This window comes from Variovorax sp. LjRoot175 (genome assembly GCF_964253805.1).
Taxonomy (GTDB): domain Bacteria; phylum Pseudomonadota; class Gammaproteobacteria; order Burkholderiales; family Burkholderiaceae_C; genus Variovorax.
On sequence record NZ_CAXURY020000001.1, the window covers coordinates 1,691,435 to 1,708,058 of the forward strand.

Below are 16,624 nucleotides of genomic sequence, written 5' to 3' on the forward strand. Positions count from 1 at the left end.
CCGCGGCCCGCAGCGGTCGCCTGCAAGGAATCATGAGCGGCTGAGCTTCTGCATGCGCTCGGAGGGCGTGACGATGTCGGTCAGACGGATGCCGTACTTCTCGTTCACCACCACCACCTCGCCCTGCGCGATCAGGTAGCCGTTGATCAGCACGTCCAGCGGCTGGCCGGCCAGGCCGTCGAGCTCGACCACCGAACCCTGCGAGAGCTGCAGCAGGTTCTTGATGGTGATGCGCGTGCGGCCGATCTCGGCCGTGAGCTGCACCGGCACATCGAGGATGCGTTCGATGTCGACCGGCGAGCTGTGGGCCGTCGGCGCGTTCTGGATCGGCTGGAAGACCTGTGCGCCGGCCGGCGCCGCCACGGGTGCGGGTGCGGCGGCCTGCAGGGGCGCGGGCGCGGAGGCCGCGGTCTGCTCGGCCAGCGCGCTGGCCCAGTCGTCCGCATCGCTGCTGGAAGGAGTGTTGTCAGTCATGGTCGTTCTTCAGATCGCTGTCTTGGTGGGAGATCATCTGTTGCACGCGCAGCGCATAGCGTTCATTCGAGACGCCGAAGCCGCACTCCATCACCGGAATGCCGTCGACGCGCGCGACGACAGAGCTCGGCAGCTCGATCGGCAGCACGTCGCCGACCTGCAGCTTCATCAGCTCGCCGATGGTCGAGGGGATGGTCACGAAGTCGGCGCTGAGCTCGACGTCGGCGCTCTGCATCTGCTGCGACATCTGCTTGACCCAGCGCTTGTCGACCTCGATCTCGTCCTGCACCGGGTTGGACAGCAGGTCGCGGATCGGCTCGATCATCGAGTAGGGGATGCACACGTGCACGAAGCCGCCGACCGGGCCGAACTCGACCTGCAGCGTGGTGGTGATCACCACCTCGTTGGGCGCGACGATGTTGGCCAGCTTGCCGTGCATCTCGGCGCGCACGTAGTCGAAGGCGAGCGGAAATACCGGCTGCCAGGCGTCGCCGTAGCACTGCAGCGTGAGGTTCAGCAGGCGCTTGATGATGCGCTGCTCGGTGCGCGTGAAGTCGCGCCCTTCCACGCGCACGTGGTAGCGGCCATCGCTGCCGAACAGGTTGTCCACCACCAGGAACACCAGCTTCGGATCGAACACGATCAGTGCCGTGCCGCGCAGCGGCTTGAAGTGCAGCATGTTGATGTTGGTCGGCACCGGCAGGTGGCGCACGAACTCGCCGTACTGCTGGATCTGCACCGGCCCGACCGAGATGTCGGCGCTGCGCCGCATGAAGTTCAGCAAGGAGCTGCGCAGATGGCGCGCGAAACGCTCGTTGATGACCTCCAGCGTGTGCATGCGGCTGCGCACCACGCGGTCGGGCGCACCGAGGTCGTAGGCCGGCAGGCCGTCGGTGGCCGGCGTGGGCGCGCGGGTCTGGTCGACGGCTCCGCCGGTGACGCCTTGCAGCAGCGCATCGACCTCGTCCTGCGAGAGCACCTGTTCATAGGCCATGCCAGGAGACCCTTACTGCACCACGAAGGTGTTGAAGGAAACGCTGGAGATGTCCTGCGCGGGCAGGTTGGGACCGAGCGGCTTGTTGAGCTCGGCGCGGATCTCTTCGGCCAGCCGGGCCTTGTCCTGCGTGGACAGCAGCGATTCGGGCTGGCGGTTCGACAGCAGCAGCAGCAGCCGGCTGCGCAGCTCGGGCATGGATTCGACGATCTGCGTCTTGGCCTGCTCGTCGCGCACCTTGAGCGCCATGCCGATGTGCAGGAAGCGCCCGCGGCCTTCGGACTGCACGTTGACGGTCAGCGGTTCGAGCGTGACGAAGATGGGCTTCTGCGGCACCGGCGCGGCGGCTTCGCGTGCGAAGAGGTTGCTGCGGCTCAAGGCATAACCGCCGCCGCCGAGGGCGCACAGGCCGACGGCGATCAGCAGCCCGATCAGCAGCTTCGACGAGCGCGGCGCGGAGGGAGCGACTTGGGTGAGTGAGGGACTGGTGGCCATGGGTGGGAGCTGCTGCAAAACGATTCGGTCTATTCTTGGCCGGCGCACGCGCAAGCGAAGCGCCGATCAAGCGGGGGAAAGGGCCTCAGATCTCGCGTTTCAGGCGAAGGTATCGAGTCCGGCGCTGCCGGTACTGCGCGCGGCCACAGGCATGCGAGGCGCAACGGCATCGGTGCCCGTGTCCGCGCGCCCGGGATACGCCGCCTGCCGCGAGGACGAGGGCTGCTGCTGCGGCTGGCCGAAGCCGTCGCCTTGTCCGGCCCAGGGCCGCGACTCGGCACCGACCGAGGTCTGGCCCAGGCTGATGCCCTGCTCGGCGAGCGTGCTGCGCAATTGCGGCAGCGCGGCCTCGACGGCCTTGCGAACGGATTCATGGGCCGACACGAACATGGCCTGCGCCTGGTTGTCGCCGAGACTGAGCGTGACCTTGAGCGGGCCGAGGCCGGCCGGGTTGAGGTTGAGCTCGGCCACCTGATGGCCGCCGGTGCTCATGCGCAGCATCTGCTGGCCGATGGCCGGGCCCCATTCGTCGCTGCCGACCGGCGGTGCGACGGTCAACACGGGTGTGGGGCTGGCGGGTGCGCTGGCGCGCTCCACCGCCTGCGGCATGAAAGACGTCGATGTGGGGACCACAGTCGGGGACGCCGGGCTCTGCGCTGCGGCTGCATCGGCACGCTCGGTGCTCGTCGCGGCAGCCGGCACCGTCTTCGTCTCGTCGATGGAGGGCAGCGCGGGCGATGCCTTGGCCTGCTGTTGCGCGGCCGTGCCGGCGGCCGGGGCTTTCGCCGAGGGGAGGGCGCTTGCGGCCTGCGGCGGCGGTGTTGCAGCGACGGCTGCCGGCGCGGCGGCGTCGGCAACGCTCGCATCCGCTGCCACGGGCACCGACTTGGCGGTGTTGGCCTGTGCCGCAGCCGCTTGTGCAGGAAGCGTTTTCGCCTCCGGGCCTGCGTCTTGCGTTGCGGGGAGGGTCTTGGCTGCTGCTTCGGTGCCGGCTTCGGTCAGGGCGGTCGCCGGCGGCGTCTGCGCAAGCAAGGGGTCTTGGGCAACATCCGTTGCCATCGACACCTCTGCCTTGGCTTCGCTCGGCAGGCCGGCGGCGGGCGTCGCCACGGCCGTCGGTTGAGCCGCGACCGGCGCGGGCGCGAACAGCGCGAAGGCCAGCAGATCGGAGACGAGCTCGTCCTTCTTGTCCGCGCCGCGCTCCGGCTTCGGAAGCGCAGCGGCCGCCTCGGCAGGCGCTGCGTCCGGCGATGCCTCGGACTTCCGCGCACCGGCGGCGCGCGAGCGCTCGAGCACCTCGCCGAAGCGCTGTCCCTGCGGCTCGTCGGCCGGGCGGCCGCGCGGGCCGGAGGATGTGAGCGGCTGGCTGGGCGCGGCCGGGCCGGCAGAGGGAGCGATGAAGGTGGACATGGCGGTTCCAGGTAGATGAGATCAGGGGCTCGAATGCGCCGCGCGGTCGATGAACTTGCGCGCCGCGCGCTCGTCGCTGTCGCGCTGTTCGCGCTTGGCCTGCACCATCGCTTCCTGGCGACGCAGGCGGTCGGCCAGGGTGTCGAAGGAGTTGAGGCGGCGCGCATGGTGCTGCCAGTCGCCGCGGCCATGGTCGAGCCGGACATTCGTCTGGACGGCGATGGCGCGTTGCTGCTCGATGGCGCCGTCGAGCGTGCTGAGGAAGTTGCGGTAGTTGCGCCACTGCGAGGCGGGCAGGCCGCTCTCCATCAGCAGCTGAAGCTGGTGGCTGTAGTCCTGGCGGTATTGCAGCAGCAGGTCCAGCTTCTGGTGCGCGCTGACCTGCGCGCTCTGCAAGGCACCCAGGCGCCGCGCGGCCTCTTCCTTCTGCGTGCGGGCCAGTTCGGTCAGGGTGTCGAGGGGGAGCTTCTTGGACATAACAGGTCCTATTTGCTTTCGAACAAACCGGTGATGTGCGCGATCGAGCCCGCGTAGTCGGCGCGCTCGTGCATCGCCTGCTGCAGGAAGGCTTCGATCTTGGGATACATCGCGATCGCCTGGTCCAGCTGCAGGTCGTGGCCGGCCGCATAGGCGCCGACGCTGATCAGGTCGCGGTTGCGCTGGTAGCGCGAGAGCATCTGCTTGAAGCGGCGCACGGTCTCGAACTGCGAGGGCGGAATCAGCGCGGTCATCGCGCGGCTGATGGAAGCCTCGATGTCGATGGCCGGGTAGTGGCCGGCCTCGGCCAGCGTGCGCGAGAGCACCACGTGGCCGTCGAGGATGGCGCGCGCCGAATCGGCGATCGGGTCCTGCTGGTCGTCGCCTTCGGACAGCACGGTGTAGAAGGCGGTGATGGATCCGCCGCGGCCTTGTGCATCGCGCGCGCCGTTGCCGGCACGCTCCACCAGCGCAGGCAGCTTCGCGAACACCGAAGGCGGGTAGCCCTTGGTGGCCGGCGGCTCGCCCACGGCCAGCGCGATCTCGCGCTGCGCCATCGCGTAGCGGGTGAGCGAATCCATGATCAAGAGCACGTCCTTGCCCTGGTCGCGGAAGTACTCGGCCAGGCAGGTCGCATAGGCCGCGCCCTGCAGGCGCAAGAGCGGCGAGTTGTCGGCCGGCGCGGCGACCACCACCGCGCGGGCCAGGCCTTCCTCGCCCAGCGTGTTCTCGATGAAGTCCTTCACCTCGCGGCCGCGTTCGCCGATCAGGCCGACCACGATCACCTCGGCGCTGGTGTAGCGCGCCATCATCCCGAGCAGCACGCTCTTGCCCACACCGGAGCCCGCGAACAGGCCCATGCGCTGGCCGCGGCCGACGGTGAGCATGGCGTTGATGGCGCGCACGCCGACGTCGAGCACCGAGTCGATGGGCGCGCGCGAGAGCGGATTGACCGGCGGCGAGGAGAGCGGCACCTTGCGGGCGATGTCGAGCGGGCCGAGCCCGTCGAGCGGGCGACCGGCCGCATCGACCACGCGGCCGAGCATGCCTTCGCCGACCGGCAGCCGCTTGGTGTGCGAATCGCCGCCGGCGCCGGGCCCGCCCGTGCCGGGCCGCGCGAAGACGCGCGCACCGGGCAAGAGGCCCGCCACTTCGCTCTGCGGCATCAGGAACAGGCGATCGCCGGCGAAGCCCACCACCTCGGCTTCGGCATGGCGCTGCGGATAGCCGGGCGGCAGCTCGATTAGGCAGTCGCTGCCCACGGGCAGCTGCAGGCCCACGGCTTCGAGCACCAGGCCCACCGCGCGGGTCAGTCGGCCCGAGTGGGTGGTGGTCGTGCAGTGGCTGACCTCGCTGCGAGCCTGGGCCAGCATGCCGCGCCAGGATTGCAGATGGGGGTTGGGTGCGAGCGTCGACATCAGATGTCCAGCGCATCCACATCGCGGTGCAATGCGGCAGTCACGCTCTTCCAGCGGGTTTCGAGGCTGGCATCCATCTCGCCGCTGGCGGACTGGACGCGGCAGCCGCCGCGCGCCAGCGTGTCGTCGGCGCGCACCTGCCAGCCGGCGATCTGCAGTTCGTTGCCCAGGCTGTTCTTGACCAGCGCCACGTCCTCGGGATGCAGCAGCAGGCGCGGCTCGCCCTGCAGCGCAGGCTCGGCATGCAGCAGGTCCTGCACCAGCGGCAGCACCCATTCGGGCTCGGCGCGCAAGGTGCGGTGCACCACCTGGCGGGCCACGTCGAGCGCGAGCGTGAGAATGGCATCGGCCAGTTCGCTCTCGGCGCGGCGCAGTGCGTCCGGCAGCGTGGCGGCCAGCGCGCGCAGCTGCTCGGCATGCGCGCTGGCGGCGGCCAGGCCCGAGGCCAGGCCGGCAGTGCGGCCCTCGGCATGGCCCTGTGCCCAGCCTTCGCGGCGGCCTTCGGCTTCGCCCGCGGCGCGCGCTTCGAGGCGCAGGCGTTCGAGTTCGGCGTCGCGCGCCAGCGCCGCGGGATCGATGCGCTGCGCGTTGGCGGCTTCGACAACGTGCTGCGGCGGCGCAGCGTCTTCATCCAGCGTGCCCATTTCCCAGCGCTGCCAGGCGGAGAGCACCGGCTTGGACGGCGTGGCCGGCCGCGTTGGCGCATAGGCTGCGGACAGCCGTGCACGGGCGCCGAAGGAGGAGTGGCTAGACGAAGTCATCGGTTCCCGGCGCAGCGACTGTGATCTCGCCCGAATCGGCGAGGCGGCGCACCACCTGCAGGATGGCCTTCTGCTCGGCTTCGACCTGCGAGACCCGCACCGGGCCGCGCAGCTCGATGTCCTCGCGCAGCGTCTCGGCGGCGCGCTGCGACATGTTCCGCAGGAACTTGTCGCGCAGCTCCTGCGCCGAGCCCTTGAGCGCGACGATGAGCGAATCGGATTCGATGTCCTTGAGCAGGCGCTGGATGAAGCGGTCCTCGAGATCGAGCAGGTTCTCGAACACGAACATCTCTTCGAGGATGCGCTGCGCGAGGGCCTCGTCGTGCTCGCGCACGTGGGCGATGGCCTCGTCTTCCTGCGCGCTGTTCATGAGGTTGACGATCTCGGCGGCGGTGCGCACACCGCCAAGGCGGCTGCGCTTCAGGCCTTCGCCGGAGAGCATCTCGGTCAGCACGTCGGTCAGCTCGGCCAGCGCCGCCGGCTGCACGCCGCCGAAGGTGGCCACGCGCATGATCACGTCGTGGCGCAGGCGCACGGGCAGCTTCTCCAGCACTTCCGAAGCTTTCTTGCGGTCCAGGTGCACCAAGAGCGTGGCGAGGATCTGCGGATGCTCGTCGCGGATCAGTTCCACCACTTCGCCGGCCTCGAGATCGTTGAGCCGTTCGATGCCGCCGTGCGGCTCGTCGGGCTGCAGGATGTCTTCGAGCAGGTTGCTGGCGCGGTCGTCGCCCAGCGCCTTGCGCAGCACTGCGCGGATGTAGCTGCCCGAACCCAGGTGCAGGGCCGAGAGCTGCTCGGTCTCCATGCGGAACTCGGACAGCACGGCCGCCAGCTCTTCCTTGGACACCTGGCTCAGCTTGGCCATCGCGACGCCCAGCGCCTGTACCTCGGTGGTGGGCAGGTGGTGCAGCGTGGCGGCGGCACGGTCCTCGCCCAGCGACATCAGCAGGATCGCGGCCTTGCGGGTTCCCAAGTTGATATTGCTCATGGGTTCATCCAATGCTTGATCAGCGTGGCCACCAGCCGCGGATCGCTGTCGGCGGTCTGGTGGGCGTAGTCGAGGTCGGCCTTCTGGCGCTCGGCTTCGCGCTGGCGTGCGCTTTCCTGCGCGGAGCCGGCGTCGTCGGGATCGCCGCCGGCGGCCATGGCCTTCTGTGCCGGTTCGGCGGAAGCGGGCGCTGCCGGCGGTGCCAGGTGCTTGCGCAGCAGCGGCCGCAGCACGGCGAACCAGGCGAAGAGGGCGAGGGCGGCGAGCAGCAGGTACTGCCCGACGGTCTTGGCGAGCTCGATGTTCTCGGGGTCGCGCCAGTTCGGCACGTCCCGTGCCGCTTCATCGTGGCCCTCGCGGGCGAAGGCGCTGTTGACCACGTTGAGCGAGTCGCCGCGCTCGTGGCTGTAGCCCATGGCTTCCTTGACCAGGTTGCGGATCTGCTCGATCTCTGCCGGCGCGAGCGCGCGCGCGCCGGCCTTGCCGTCCGCGCCCTCGCGGTTGTTCACGACCACCGCCACCGACAGGCGCTTGACCGCGCCCGCGCCCTGCTGCACATGGCGGATCGAGCGGTCGAGCTCGTAGTTGGTCGTCGTGTCCTTGCGCAGGCTGGAGGGCGCGCCGGGCGCCGTGCTGGTGGCCGTCGTGGTCGTCGATGCGGCCGCGGGCGGCGTCGCGGCGATGCCGGGCCGCGGCGCTGTGATCGGCGCGTTCGGCGTAGTCGGCGGCTGGTTCGACAGCGCGCCCGGCACGCCGCCCGGGGGCGTCGCGCCGTGCTGGCTCGATTCGCTCGATTGCTGGCTGCGGACCGCGGCATTGCGCGGATCCTGGTTGGGGCTGTATTTCTCGTCGGTGCGTTCGACCACCGAGAAGTCGATGTCGGCCGCGACCTGCGCCCGCACATTGCTCGCGCCGACGATGGGCTGCAGGATGGCCTCGATGCGGCGGATGTAGCCCTGCTCGATCTCCTGCGCGTACTTGAGCTGGCTCACGTCCAGGCCGCGCGCGCCGGCATTGGCCGCCGACAGCAGGTTGCCGCGCTGGTCGACCACCGTCACACTCTTGGCGTCGAGCTCAGGCACGCTGCTGGAGATCATGTGGACGATGGCGCTGACCTGGCCTTCGTCGATGCTGCGGCCGCGGTGCAGGCTAAGCACCACCGAGGCGGAAGGCTTCTTCTGGTCGCGCACGAAGAGCGAGGGCTTGGGCAGCGCCAGGTGCACGCGCGCCGACTCGACCGTGGCTATCGACTCGATCGAGCGCGCGAGCTCGCCTTCGAGCCCGCGCTGGTAGTTGACCTGTTCGGCGAACTGGCTGGTGCCGAACTTCTGGTTGTCCATCAGTTCGAAGCCGACGCCGCCGCCCTTGGGCAGGCCCTGGGCCGCGAGCTTGAGGCGCACTTCAGGCACCTTGTCGCCGGCGATCAGGATCGCGCCGCCGCCTTCGGCGAACTTGTAGGGCACGTTCATCTGCGTGAGCGACGCGATGATCGCGCCGCCGTCGCGGTCCGAGACGTTGGTGTAGAGCACCTTGTAGTCGGGTGCGCGGCTCCAGAGCATGAAGGCCGCGGCGGCCGCGACCACCGCGGCGGCGCCGACGATCAGCGGCAGCTTCGGCTGCGCGCGCATCCGTTCCATGAGAGGCGGGAGGGCCGGCGCCGTTGGCGCGGCGCCCGCGGGCGCCGTCGCACTCATGTGCGCGCCTCCGGCGCGGCCGGCCGCGCCGGATTCATGGAGAGGAAAGAGAGTCGTCGATGTGGAGGAGTCATGCCGCAGGGCCGTTGATGTCGTCAGCAGGCTTTCTTGTTCGCAGTCGATTCTCGGCAGCCGGTGCGGATTCGATTGGTCGAACAACCGCGGGTTTTGCCGTCAGTTGGGCGCATCTGCCGGCAGCCTTGGCTGATACGCTGAAAACACGCGGGAGTGCCTTGGCGCTTTCTTTGTCAATACGGAAGTTCTAGAAGAGAAAAGGTTTGCTCATGTCGATTGCCGCCATCGAGTCCGTCCTGCAGCAGATGCGGGTCACCGCGCTCCAGTCCGGCTTCACGCCGCCCGCCGCCGAGGCGGCCCAGCCGGGCGGCTTCGCAGCCGAACTCCGGCGCTCGCTCGACAACATCAGCACGGCGCAGACCAAGGCTTACGGCCAGGCCGAGGCCTTCGAGCTGGGGCGTCCGGGCGTGGCGCTCAACGATGTCATGGTCGACCTGCAGAAGGCCAACGTGGCTTTCCAGACCGGGCTGCAGGTGCGCAACCGGCTGGTGGCCGCCTATCAGGAAGTGATGAACCTGCCCGCTTGAGCCCTGAAGGTTGTGGAAAGGGCCGCGCGCATCTTTTTGGCGCACCGGCCTAAATGTTTGGAAAGCCCTGCCGATAACTAATCCAACGATGGCTTGAGTCTCACGGTGGGAAGCGGGTCCAGCGTTGCGGCCATTGGCCGAAGTCCACAACCTTTGTCTACAGGAGTCGAACATGGCGCAAGTCATCAACACCAATAGTCTCTCGCTGCTCACGCAGAACAACCTCAACGCGTCGCAGTCGTCGTTGAACACCGCGATCCAGCGCCTGTCTTCGGGCCTGCGGATCAACGGTGCCAAGGACGACGCGGCCGGCCAGGCGATCGCCAACCGCTTCACGGCGAACATCAAGGGCCTGTCGCAAGCCCAGCGCAATGCCAACGACGGCATCTCGCTGGCGCAAACGACGGAAGGCGCACTGAAGGAAGTGAACAACAACCTGCAGCGCGTTCGCGAACTCGCCGTGCAAGCCGCCAACGGCAGCAACTCGGCCAGCGACCTGAAGTCGATCCAGGACGAAATCACCCAGCGCATGAGCGAAATCGACCGTGTCTCGGCACAGACCGATTTCAACGGCGTGAAGGTTCTGTCGGCCGGCGCGAAGCCGCTGACCGTGCAAGTCGGTGCCAACGACGGCGAAACCATCAAGATCGACCTCAAGCAGATCGACTCGACGACGCTCGGCCTCGGCGGCTTCTCGGTGAGCAACAACGCTCTCCCCGTGAGCGAGGCCATCACGCAGACCAACCTGGCTGCCACGCCTGCCGCTGTCGATCTGAGCGCTGCTGCCACGTCCCTGGGCGTCGCTGCGAGCTCGTTGAGCCTGCACAACGTGAAGGACGCCACCGGCGCCGCCACGGCCAACTTCGTGGTCAAGTCGGGTGACAGCTTCTATGCCGCCTCGGTCGCCGACGCCACCGGCGCCGTGACGCTGAACGTCGCCGACATCGACTTCACCGATCCGTCCAACGGCGTGACCGCTGCCGTGACGCTGGCCGACCAGCTCGTCAAGGTCGGTGTCGATTCCACCGGCGCCACCACCGCCTACGTGGCCGTGCAAGGCAAGAACTTCAGCGTCGGCGCAGGCGCGCTGGCCAACGGCGGTGCAGGCGGGACCGACTTCGACAACACCGCCACCGACATCGTGCTGAGCGGCGCCGGCGCCACGGCCGAATTCACGGGTGCGGCTTCGGTCGACCCGATGAAGAAGCTCGACGCAGCGCTCAAGATGGTCGACGACCTGCGCAGCTCGCTGGGTGCGGTGCAGAACCGTTTCGACTCGACGATCGCCAACCTCGGCACCACGGTGACCAACCTGTCTTCTTCGCGTTCGCGCATCGAAGACGCCGACTACGCGACCGAAGTGTCGAACATGACCCGCGCGCAGATCCTCCAGCAAGCCGGTACCTCGGTGCTGGCCCAGGCCAACCAGACCACGCAAAACGTGCTGTCCCTCCTGCGTTAATCGAAGAAGGAACCATCGCAGGCGTCCGGGCGAAAGCCCGACAGCGCCTGCGCTGCTCTCTGCGGCCTGGTCCTGGCCAGGCCGCAGACGACAGCGAAGCAAGCAACCAAAGGTGAAGACCATGTCGATCCCCGTAGCTCCGGCAGCAGACAACGGCCAGTGGTGGGTGCAGATGCTCTCGGGCCGGCCGATCGGCGCGGGCGCAGCGGCATCGCCGGAGGGCGCGACCACCGCGGCCGATGCCGTGGAGGCCGCGACGCCGACGCAGGTCGAACAGGCGGTGCGCGAGGTCAATGCCTCGCTGCAGAGCCGCTCGGTCGGCCTGCAGTTCGAGGTGGACCAGGACACCGACAAGGTCATCGTCAAGGTGGTCGACCGGGCGAGCGGCGAAGTCATTCGCCAGATCCCGACCGAGGAAGTGGTGCGCATCGCCAAGGCGCTGGGCAAGGCGCCCGGCCTGCTGGTGAGCCAGTCGGCTTGATATGAACCACCCCCAGGCTTGCCCACTTCGTGTGGCCTCCAACCCCCTCACCGGGGGCAACACCAGCGGCCCGGCAAAGCCGGTTCCGCGGTGTTCCCCGAAGGGGCCTGGCTTCGCCGGCCGCGGGTTCGGCCATCGTGGGCCACAGGCATGCGTTTGTCGCACTCACTAGAAACAGGAATTCATTCATGGCATCGATCAGCAGTCTCGGCATCGGCTCCAACCTCGAACTGAGCAGCCTGCTCACCAACCTCGAAACGGCGGAGAGCCAGCCGCTGGTGCTGCTGCAGCAGCGCCAGGTCAGCTACACGAGCAAGCTGTCGGCCTACGGCCAGCTGCAGAGCGCGCTCGGCACGCTGCAGACGGCGGCCAAGAAGCTGTCGGACCCGGCCTTCTTCCTGGGCGTGAAAGCCACCTCCAGCGCCACTGACGTGATGTCCGCGAGTGCCGGCAACACGGCAGCGGCCGGCATCTACAACATCAACGTCACCCAGCTCGCGCAGGCGCAGTCGGTGGTGGCGGCCGGGCAGGCGAGCGCCAAGACGGCCATCGGCACCGGCACCATCACGATCGACTTCGGCACCATCGCCGGCGGCAGCTACGACGCGGCGAGCGGCAAGTACACGGGCGCGGGCTTCACGCCGGACGCGAGCCGCACGGCAGTGCCGATCACCATCGATGCGGCGCACAACACGCTCGAGGGCATCCGCGACGCGGTCAACGCCGCCAAGGCCGGCGTGACGGCGAGCATCGTGAACGACGGCAGCGGCACGCCCAACCGGCTGGTGCTGACATCGACCGAGACCGGCAAGGCCTCGAGCATGCGCGTCTCCGTGGCCGGCGACGCGGCGCTGGCGAACCTGCTGAACCATGATCCGGCAGGCACGCAGAACCTGCAGCAGACGGTGCAGGCGCAGAACGCCGAGCTCACGGTCAACGGCATCGCCGTCACGAGCGCGAGCAACACCGTGAAGGAGTCGATCCAGGGCACGACGCTGACCGTGCTGAAGACCGGCACCAGCACGCTGAGCGTGGCGCGCGACACGGCCTCGGTCGAGACGGCGATCAACGATTTCGTCAAGGCCTACAACGCCCTGCAGAGCACGGCCAGCACGCTGACCACCTTCGACACCGACAAGAAGACGGCCGCAGCATTGGTCGGCGATTCGACCTTGCGCAATCTCCAGACCAGCATCCGCAACACGCTCACCTCGCCGCAGGCCGGCGGTACGGGCGACCTGACGATGCTGTCGCAGATCGGCGTGAGCTTCCAGAAGGACGGCACCATGAGCGTCGACTCGGACAAGCTCAAGAGCGCGCTCGCCACCAACCTGGACGGCGTCTCCAAGCTCTTCTCGAGCGCGACCAGCAGCACCACCGGCTACGGCAAGCAGCTCGACGCGCTGGTGACCAAGGCCACTTCCACCGGCGGCGTGCTCAAGGTGGCGACCGACGGCATCAACACCTCGCTCAAGCAGCTCGACGAGCAGTACACCGACATGCAGGCGCGCGTGGATGCCAAGGTCGAGTACTACCGCGCGCAGTTCACCCAACTGGATCTGCTGGTCAGCAAGATGAACAGCACCAGCAGCTACCTCACGCAGCAGTTCGCGAGCATGAGCAGCGACAACTAAGCCCCACGCGGAGCAGCGCATGTACACACCCCACACCTTCAGAACCGGCGCCAACGCCTATGCACGCCTCGGCGTGGAAACGCAAGCGATGAGCGCGTCGCCGCACCAGCTCATCTGCATGTTGTTCGACGGCGCCGTCACGGCCATCGGCATGGCGCGGCACCACATGGCGAGCGGCGATGTCGCGGCCAAGGGCAACGCGATCTCCAAGGCGGTCGGCATCGTCGACAACGGCCTCAAGGCCAGCCTCGACGCCAAGGCGGCCGGGGCGGCCGGCGAGGGCCTGGTCGCCAATCTGTCGGCGCTCTACGACTACGTCATCCGGCGCCTGCTGCAGGCCAACCTGCACAACGATGCGCAAGCGCTCGACGAAGCCGAGGCGCTGCTCGAGAACATCGCCTCCGCATGGCGCGAGATCGATGGCGTTGCCGCCGGCCACTGAATACGAATCGAAGAAAGAAGAGACATGGCCGCCCGCAGTGAAATCGTCCATTGCTACGTGCAACTCGCCTCGACCACGTCGCTGATGGCGGCGCTGGCGCGGGCCAAGGAGTGGGACCGCCTTCCGGCCCTGGAAGAGCAGTGCGCGACGGTGGTCGAGCGATTGAAGCAGATCGGCCCCACGGAAGCGCTGGAACCCGCGCAGCTCGACCAGGCGCAGCGCCTGATGGAGCGCATCCGCGCCGACCAGGATGAAGTGCGTCGGCTGGTCAAGCCGCAGCTCGAACGCCTCGTCGCCACGATGGCCCGGCTGCAGAAGCAGGGCGAGCTTGACAAAGCCTACGGGCTGCCGCGCTGAACGGTATATCGCTGCCATGAACAGACTTTCCGGCCTGGTCGATACGCTGCTGAGCGCAAAGCTCGCGCCGCGGCTGGAACTGCTCGCGCTGCAGCAGAGCCAGGTCGGGACGGATGCGGCCACGGGGCCCGTGGTGGGGGTGCGGGAGGTCGTCAACGACATTCGCCTGCCGCCCGAGATGGCCCTGGGCCGGCACGCGCCGACCGCGGGCGCAGCGGCAGTGCCAGGCCAGTCCGCTCCAGGCCAGCCCGATGCGGCCGGGCCGGCCGCCGCGCGGTTGTCGGTGGCGGCGCGCGTCATCGGCGCCTTGCTGGCGGAGTTTGCCGACGCCGGCCCGCTGCGGGGGGCATCGCCGATGTGGCCGTCCTCGCAGCAGCAGCCTTCGGCCGCCGCGCTCGCCGGCACGCTGGCGCAGACCGTGAACGCGAGCGGCCTGTTCTACGAATCGCATTTGCGCGAGTTCGCAGTCGGCACCCGCACGCTGGCGCAGCTGGCGCAGGAGCCGCAAGCGCGCTGGGCGCCTGTAAGGAGCGCGGGGCCCGAGACCGCCGCCCAACCCCTTGCTACCGCCACAGCCATCGCGGCCGAGACGCTGAAGCCGGTGCTGCCGGCGGCCGGCGCGCCCGGTGCGTCGCGCTCGCCCGCCGAGGCCGGCGCGAGCGATGGTGCGCTGCCGCCGCGCGCACCGGCGCCTCAGGTTCACGCCGAGACCGTCGCGCCTGCGGCCGATGCCGCGCGCGTGCAGGCGGCCTATCGCCGGGGCGAGGCGGCACCGTCCGCCGCACCACCGGAGGCGCCGCCTGTGCCGCGTGCGGAAGAGGCGACGCTGCGCCATGCCGCCGCGGCACCGGTTCAGGCGCTGCCTGCCGGCGAAGTGATCCACCCGCAAGCCGCGACCGTGGTGCACCAGCAGCTCGACCTGCTGGCCACGGCGGTGTTCCGCTGGAGCGGTCAGGCGTGGCCGGAGGTCCCGATGACGTGGTCGATCCAGGAAGAGGATGCAAAGCCGCAGGGCGATGCGCCTCATGAACCCGCTGCGCGAAGCTGGACCACCACGGTCTCGCTGGGCTTGCCCCGGCTGGGCGCCGTGGACTTGCGCCTGAGCCTCACCGGCTCCCAGATCCAGGCGCAGTTGGCGGCCGGCGAGGCGAGCACCGCAGCGCGCCTGCGCGCCGACAGCAACCGGCTGGTGCAGCGTTTCGAGGCCGCGGGCCTGCGGCTGCAGGAACTGCAGATCGCCGCGAAGGACAAGGCATGAGACGCCGGGCCGCTCCCAAGTCGAATAGCACCGCAGCGCATCGCGCGGAGGTTGCTCAATGACTCCCGGCACCGACGAACGCCAGAGCGCGGTGGCCCTGTCCTATCTGGACAAGACCCGGGCCCCCGTGGTCGTGGCCAAGGGCTACGGCGTGGCGGCGGAATCGATCATGCGCGAGGCGCGCGAGAACGGCCTCTACGTCCATGCCTCGCCGGCCCTGAACAAGCTGCTGATGCAGGTCGATCTCGACCAGCAGATCCCGCCGCAGCTGTACCTGGCGGTGGCCGAAGTCATGGCCTGGATCCACCGGCTGGAGGAGACCGAGTCCGGAGGTTCAGGGCATGGAAATTAATACTTTTTATTATTCATATTCATTGGCATATTTTTGTCTTGGTGAATTAGAACTTTTTTCTTCCGAATTAAGCGAGGCTGATCGTTATTAAAGTGAATGAATTTGGTCTACGAAATAAATCACACAAAACCGGGTATCGCACGGAGGGCGGAGACAAGGCGTAATTTATTTCTCACTTTCAGATACATAAATCTGAAGAAGTTACATTTGTAAATAACTCTGGATAGACTGAAGCCTTGATTGAACGGAGTGCAAAAGTGGAACCGGATAACGTGAAGAACGCCGCGAGCGGCGAGATTTCCAAGGAAATCGGCGACCTCAACCTCGCCTACATGCTGCTGGCCCAGAAGCTCGTCAAACAGGACCGCGCGGCCGCCATGTTCAGGCTCGGGGTGAGCCGCGAACTGGCGGACATGCTCGCCAACATGTCGCTGGCCCAGATCCTCAAACTGGCGGCATCGAACTTCCTGCTGTGCAGCTTCCGCCTCGACGACCATCCGTCGATGTCGGCCGTGGTCGGCGAGGGGAAGGACACGACCCTGCAGCAGGCGCACATGTCGATCCTGATGTCGGCGCGACGGCTGTCGATGCTTGAAGGCGTGGCTGCATGAGCCGCAGGGCCGTTCCCAAGGCGAATACCGCAGCGCGCAGCGCGGAGGTTGCCGAATGACGACTAAAAGCGTCCTCGGAGAAGTGCGCGAGGTCCAGCTCGCGATCGAGCTGATTGGGCTCGGCGCACGCCTCCAGTTCCTCGAGGCCGAGGTGAGCTTGAGCCGCGAGCGCCTGATCCGTCTCTACAAGGAGCTCAAGGGCGTTTCGCCGCCCAAGGGTTTGCTGCCCTTTTCGACGGACTGGTACATGACCTGGCTGGCCAATATCCATTCGTCGATGTTTTACAACATGTATCAATTCATGTTGACGCACGCAAACGAGAACGGTTTGCAGGCACTGATCAAAAGCTACCGGCTATATCTGGAGCAAATTGAATCGCAGGGCGGCGAAATTGTGCTGGATTTCACACGCGCCTACACGATGGTGCGATTTTTCGACAGCGACATGCTGCAGTTGAGTGCGTGTTGCCGGTGCGGCGGCAAGTTCGTGGCGCACGCGCACGACAGCAAGAACGGCTACGTGTGCGTTCTGTGCCGGCCGCCTTCGCGCGCGGGCAAGGTGCGCGGCGCGAAGCGCGCCGGCGAACACCCGGCCGAGGCGCTCGCAGTGGGACACGCTGGGTTTGCCGTGGAATCGACGCTGGAGGCCGGCGGATTGCACTGAAAGGGTCCTTGATTCCCCGGCGTTCGGTTTGGGAGGCGAGGTTTTTTGAT

The 16,624-nt window shown here is 67.9% G+C and carries 19 protein-coding genes; 10 read left to right on the forward strand and 9 right to left on the reverse strand.

Annotated elements, in window-relative coordinates; all coding sequences use genetic code 11:
* Positions 1-30: 30 nt before the first annotated feature.
* The 9 genes from fliN to fliF all read right to left on the reverse strand — a co-directional run bounded on the left by fliN (position 31) and on the right by fliF (position 8,711).
* Positions 31-474, reverse strand: coding sequence for a flagellar motor switch protein FliN (gene fliN / locus ACSQ89_RS08490; protein ID WP_093102006.1), 444 nt, complete (start codon positions 472-474; stop codon positions 31-33).
* Positions 467-1,468 (reverse strand): flagellar motor switch protein FliM, encoded by a 1,002-nt coding sequence (gene fliM, locus ACSQ89_RS08495; protein WP_093102008.1) that lies wholly within the window; start codon positions 1,466-1,468, stop codon positions 467-469. The genes fliN and fliM overlap by 8 nt, the downstream gene beginning before the upstream one ends.
* Positions 1,469-1,480: 12 nt before the next feature.
* On the reverse strand, positions 1,481-1,963 hold the full coding sequence (fliL, locus tag ACSQ89_RS08500; protein ID WP_436290800.1) for a flagellar basal body-associated protein FliL: 483 nt from the start codon (positions 1,961-1,963) through the stop codon (positions 1,481-1,483).
* A 99-nt stretch (positions 1,964-2,062) separates the two neighbouring features.
* Positions 2,063-3,373 carry a flagellar hook-length control protein FliK gene (locus ACSQ89_RS08505; RefSeq protein ID WP_436296169.1) on the reverse strand — a complete coding sequence of 437 codons (1,311 nt, stop codon included), beginning with the start codon at positions 3,371-3,373 and terminating at the stop codon, positions 2,063-2,065.
* Between the two features lie 21 nt (positions 3,374-3,394).
* Positions 3,395-3,850 (reverse strand): flagellar export protein FliJ, encoded by a 456-nt coding sequence (fliJ, locus tag ACSQ89_RS08510; protein ID WP_093102012.1) that lies wholly within the window; start codon positions 3,848-3,850, stop codon positions 3,395-3,397.
* Between the two features lie 8 nt (positions 3,851-3,858).
* Positions 3,859-5,268, reverse strand: coding sequence for a flagellar protein export ATPase FliI (fliI, locus tag ACSQ89_RS08515; RefSeq protein WP_093102013.1), 1,410 nt, complete (start codon positions 5,266-5,268; stop codon positions 3,859-3,861).
* On the reverse strand, positions 5,268-6,029 hold the full coding sequence (fliH, locus tag ACSQ89_RS08520; RefSeq protein WP_436290798.1) for a flagellar assembly protein FliH: 762 nt from the start codon (positions 6,027-6,029) through the stop codon (positions 5,268-5,270). Before fliH ends, fliI begins: the two co-directional genes overlap by 1 nt.
* Complete coding sequence (gene fliG / locus ACSQ89_RS08525; RefSeq protein WP_093102016.1) at positions 6,016-7,017, reverse strand: flagellar motor switch protein FliG; 1,002 nt, start codon at positions 7,015-7,017, stop codon at positions 6,016-6,018. Before fliG ends, fliH begins: the two co-directional genes overlap by 14 nt.
* The gene (fliF, locus tag ACSQ89_RS08530) at positions 7,014-8,711 is read right to left on the reverse strand and encodes a flagellar basal-body MS-ring/collar protein FliF (protein ID WP_436290797.1); all 1,698 of its coding nucleotides are present in this window, start codon (positions 8,709-8,711) and stop codon (positions 7,014-7,016) included. The genes fliG and fliF overlap by 4 nt, the downstream gene beginning before the upstream one ends.
* Before the next feature lie 284 nt (positions 8,712-8,995).
* Between fliF and fliE the strand changes: the two genes are divergently transcribed.
* The 10 genes from fliE to flhC all read left to right on the forward strand — a co-directional run bounded on the left by fliE (position 8,996) and on the right by flhC (position 16,574).
* Positions 8,996-9,313 (forward strand): flagellar hook-basal body complex protein FliE, encoded by a 318-nt coding sequence (gene fliE / locus ACSQ89_RS08535; protein ID WP_093102018.1) that lies wholly within the window; start codon positions 8,996-8,998, stop codon positions 9,311-9,313.
* Between the two features lie 172 nt (positions 9,314-9,485).
* Complete coding sequence (locus ACSQ89_RS08540) at positions 9,486-10,775, forward strand: FliC/FljB family flagellin (protein WP_093102020.1); 1,290 nt, start codon at positions 9,486-9,488, stop codon at positions 10,773-10,775.
* Between the two features lie 121 nt (positions 10,776-10,896).
* The gene (locus ACSQ89_RS08545; RefSeq protein ID WP_436290796.1) at positions 10,897-11,256 is read left to right on the forward strand and encodes a flagellar protein FlaG; all 360 of its coding nucleotides are present in this window, start codon (positions 10,897-10,899) and stop codon (positions 11,254-11,256) included.
* Between the two features lie 188 nt (positions 11,257-11,444).
* Positions 11,445-12,890 (forward strand): flagellar filament capping protein FliD, encoded by a 1,446-nt coding sequence (gene fliD, locus ACSQ89_RS08550; protein WP_436290795.1) that lies wholly within the window; start codon positions 11,445-11,447, stop codon positions 12,888-12,890.
* A gap of 19 nt (positions 12,891-12,909) precedes the next feature.
* A complete protein-coding gene (gene fliS, locus ACSQ89_RS08555) occupies positions 12,910-13,332 on the forward strand; it encodes a flagellar export chaperone FliS (protein WP_093102023.1) in 423 nt (140 codons plus the stop codon).
* 24 nt (positions 13,333-13,356) lie between these two features.
* Positions 13,357-13,689: a flagellar protein FliT gene (locus ACSQ89_RS08560; protein WP_093102025.1), complete on the forward strand. Its 333-nt coding sequence runs from the start codon at positions 13,357-13,359 to the stop codon at positions 13,687-13,689.
* 16 nt (positions 13,690-13,705) lie between these two features.
* A complete protein-coding gene (gene fliK, locus ACSQ89_RS08565; RefSeq protein ID WP_436290794.1) occupies positions 13,706-14,947 on the forward strand; it encodes a flagellar hook-length control protein FliK in 1,242 nt (413 codons plus the stop codon).
* A 58-nt stretch (positions 14,948-15,005) separates the two neighbouring features.
* Complete coding sequence (locus ACSQ89_RS08570) at positions 15,006-15,299, forward strand: EscU/YscU/HrcU family type III secretion system export apparatus switch protein (RefSeq protein WP_436290793.1); 294 nt, start codon at positions 15,006-15,008, stop codon at positions 15,297-15,299.
* A gap of 257 nt (positions 15,300-15,556) precedes the next feature.
* Positions 15,557-15,910, forward strand: a complete 354-nt coding sequence (gene flhD / locus ACSQ89_RS08575; RefSeq protein WP_093102030.1) for a flagellar transcriptional regulator FlhD — start codon at positions 15,557-15,559, stop codon at positions 15,908-15,910.
* Between the two features lie 55 nt (positions 15,911-15,965).
* The gene (gene flhC / locus ACSQ89_RS08580; protein ID WP_093102032.1) at positions 15,966-16,574 is read left to right on the forward strand and encodes a flagellar transcriptional regulator FlhC; all 609 of its coding nucleotides are present in this window, start codon (positions 15,966-15,968) and stop codon (positions 16,572-16,574) included.
* The last annotated feature ends 50 nt before the right edge of the window (positions 16,575-16,624 follow it).

Bases quoted from the DNA above. Each gene is read 5' to 3' on its own strand.
- fliN (WP_093102006.1), bottom strand. From the start codon at position 474: ATGACTGACAACACTCCTTCCAGCAGCGATGCGGACGACTGGGCCAGC.
- fliM (WP_093102008.1), bottom strand. From the start codon at position 1,468: ATGGCCTATGAACAGGTGCTCTCGCAGGACGAGGTCGATGCGCTGCTG.
- fliL (WP_436290800.1), bottom strand. From the start codon at position 1,963: ATGGCCACCAGTCCCTCACTCACCCAAGTCGCTCCCTCCGCGCCGCGC.
- ACSQ89_RS08505 (WP_436296169.1), bottom strand. From the start codon at position 3,373: ATGTCCACCTTCATCGCTCCCTCTGCCGGCCCGGCCGCGCCCAGCCAG.
- fliJ (WP_093102012.1), bottom strand. From the start codon at position 3,850: ATGTCCAAGAAGCTCCCCCTCGACACCCTGACCGAACTGGCCCGCACG.
- fliI (WP_093102013.1), bottom strand. From the start codon at position 5,268: ATGTCGACGCTCGCACCCAACCCCCATCTGCAATCCTGGCGCGGCATG.
- fliH (WP_436290798.1), bottom strand. From the start codon at position 6,029: ATGACTTCGTCTAGCCACTCCTCCTTCGGCGCCCGTGCACGGCTGTCC.
- fliG (WP_093102016.1), bottom strand. From the start codon at position 7,017: ATGAGCAATATCAACTTGGGAACCCGCAAGGCCGCGATCCTGCTGATG.
- fliF (WP_436290797.1), bottom strand. From the start codon at position 8,711: ATGAGTGCGACGGCGCCCGCGGGCGCCGCGCCAACGGCGCCGGCCCTC.
- fliE (WP_093102018.1), top strand. From the start codon at position 8,996: ATGTCGATTGCCGCCATCGAGTCCGTCCTGCAGCAGATGCGGGTCACC.
- ACSQ89_RS08540 (WP_093102020.1), top strand. From the start codon at position 9,486: ATGGCGCAAGTCATCAACACCAATAGTCTCTCGCTGCTCACGCAGAAC.
- ACSQ89_RS08545 (WP_436290796.1), top strand. From the start codon at position 10,897: ATGTCGATCCCCGTAGCTCCGGCAGCAGACAACGGCCAGTGGTGGGTG.
- fliD (WP_436290795.1), top strand. From the start codon at position 11,445: ATGGCATCGATCAGCAGTCTCGGCATCGGCTCCAACCTCGAACTGAGC.
- fliS (WP_093102023.1), top strand. From the start codon at position 12,910: ATGTACACACCCCACACCTTCAGAACCGGCGCCAACGCCTATGCACGC.
- ACSQ89_RS08560 (WP_093102025.1), top strand. From the start codon at position 13,357: ATGGCCGCCCGCAGTGAAATCGTCCATTGCTACGTGCAACTCGCCTCG.
- fliK (WP_436290794.1), top strand. From the start codon at position 13,706: ATGAACAGACTTTCCGGCCTGGTCGATACGCTGCTGAGCGCAAAGCTC.
- ACSQ89_RS08570 (WP_436290793.1), top strand. From the start codon at position 15,006: ATGACTCCCGGCACCGACGAACGCCAGAGCGCGGTGGCCCTGTCCTAT.
- flhC (WP_093102032.1), top strand. From the start codon at position 15,966: ATGACGACTAAAAGCGTCCTCGGAGAAGTGCGCGAGGTCCAGCTCGCG.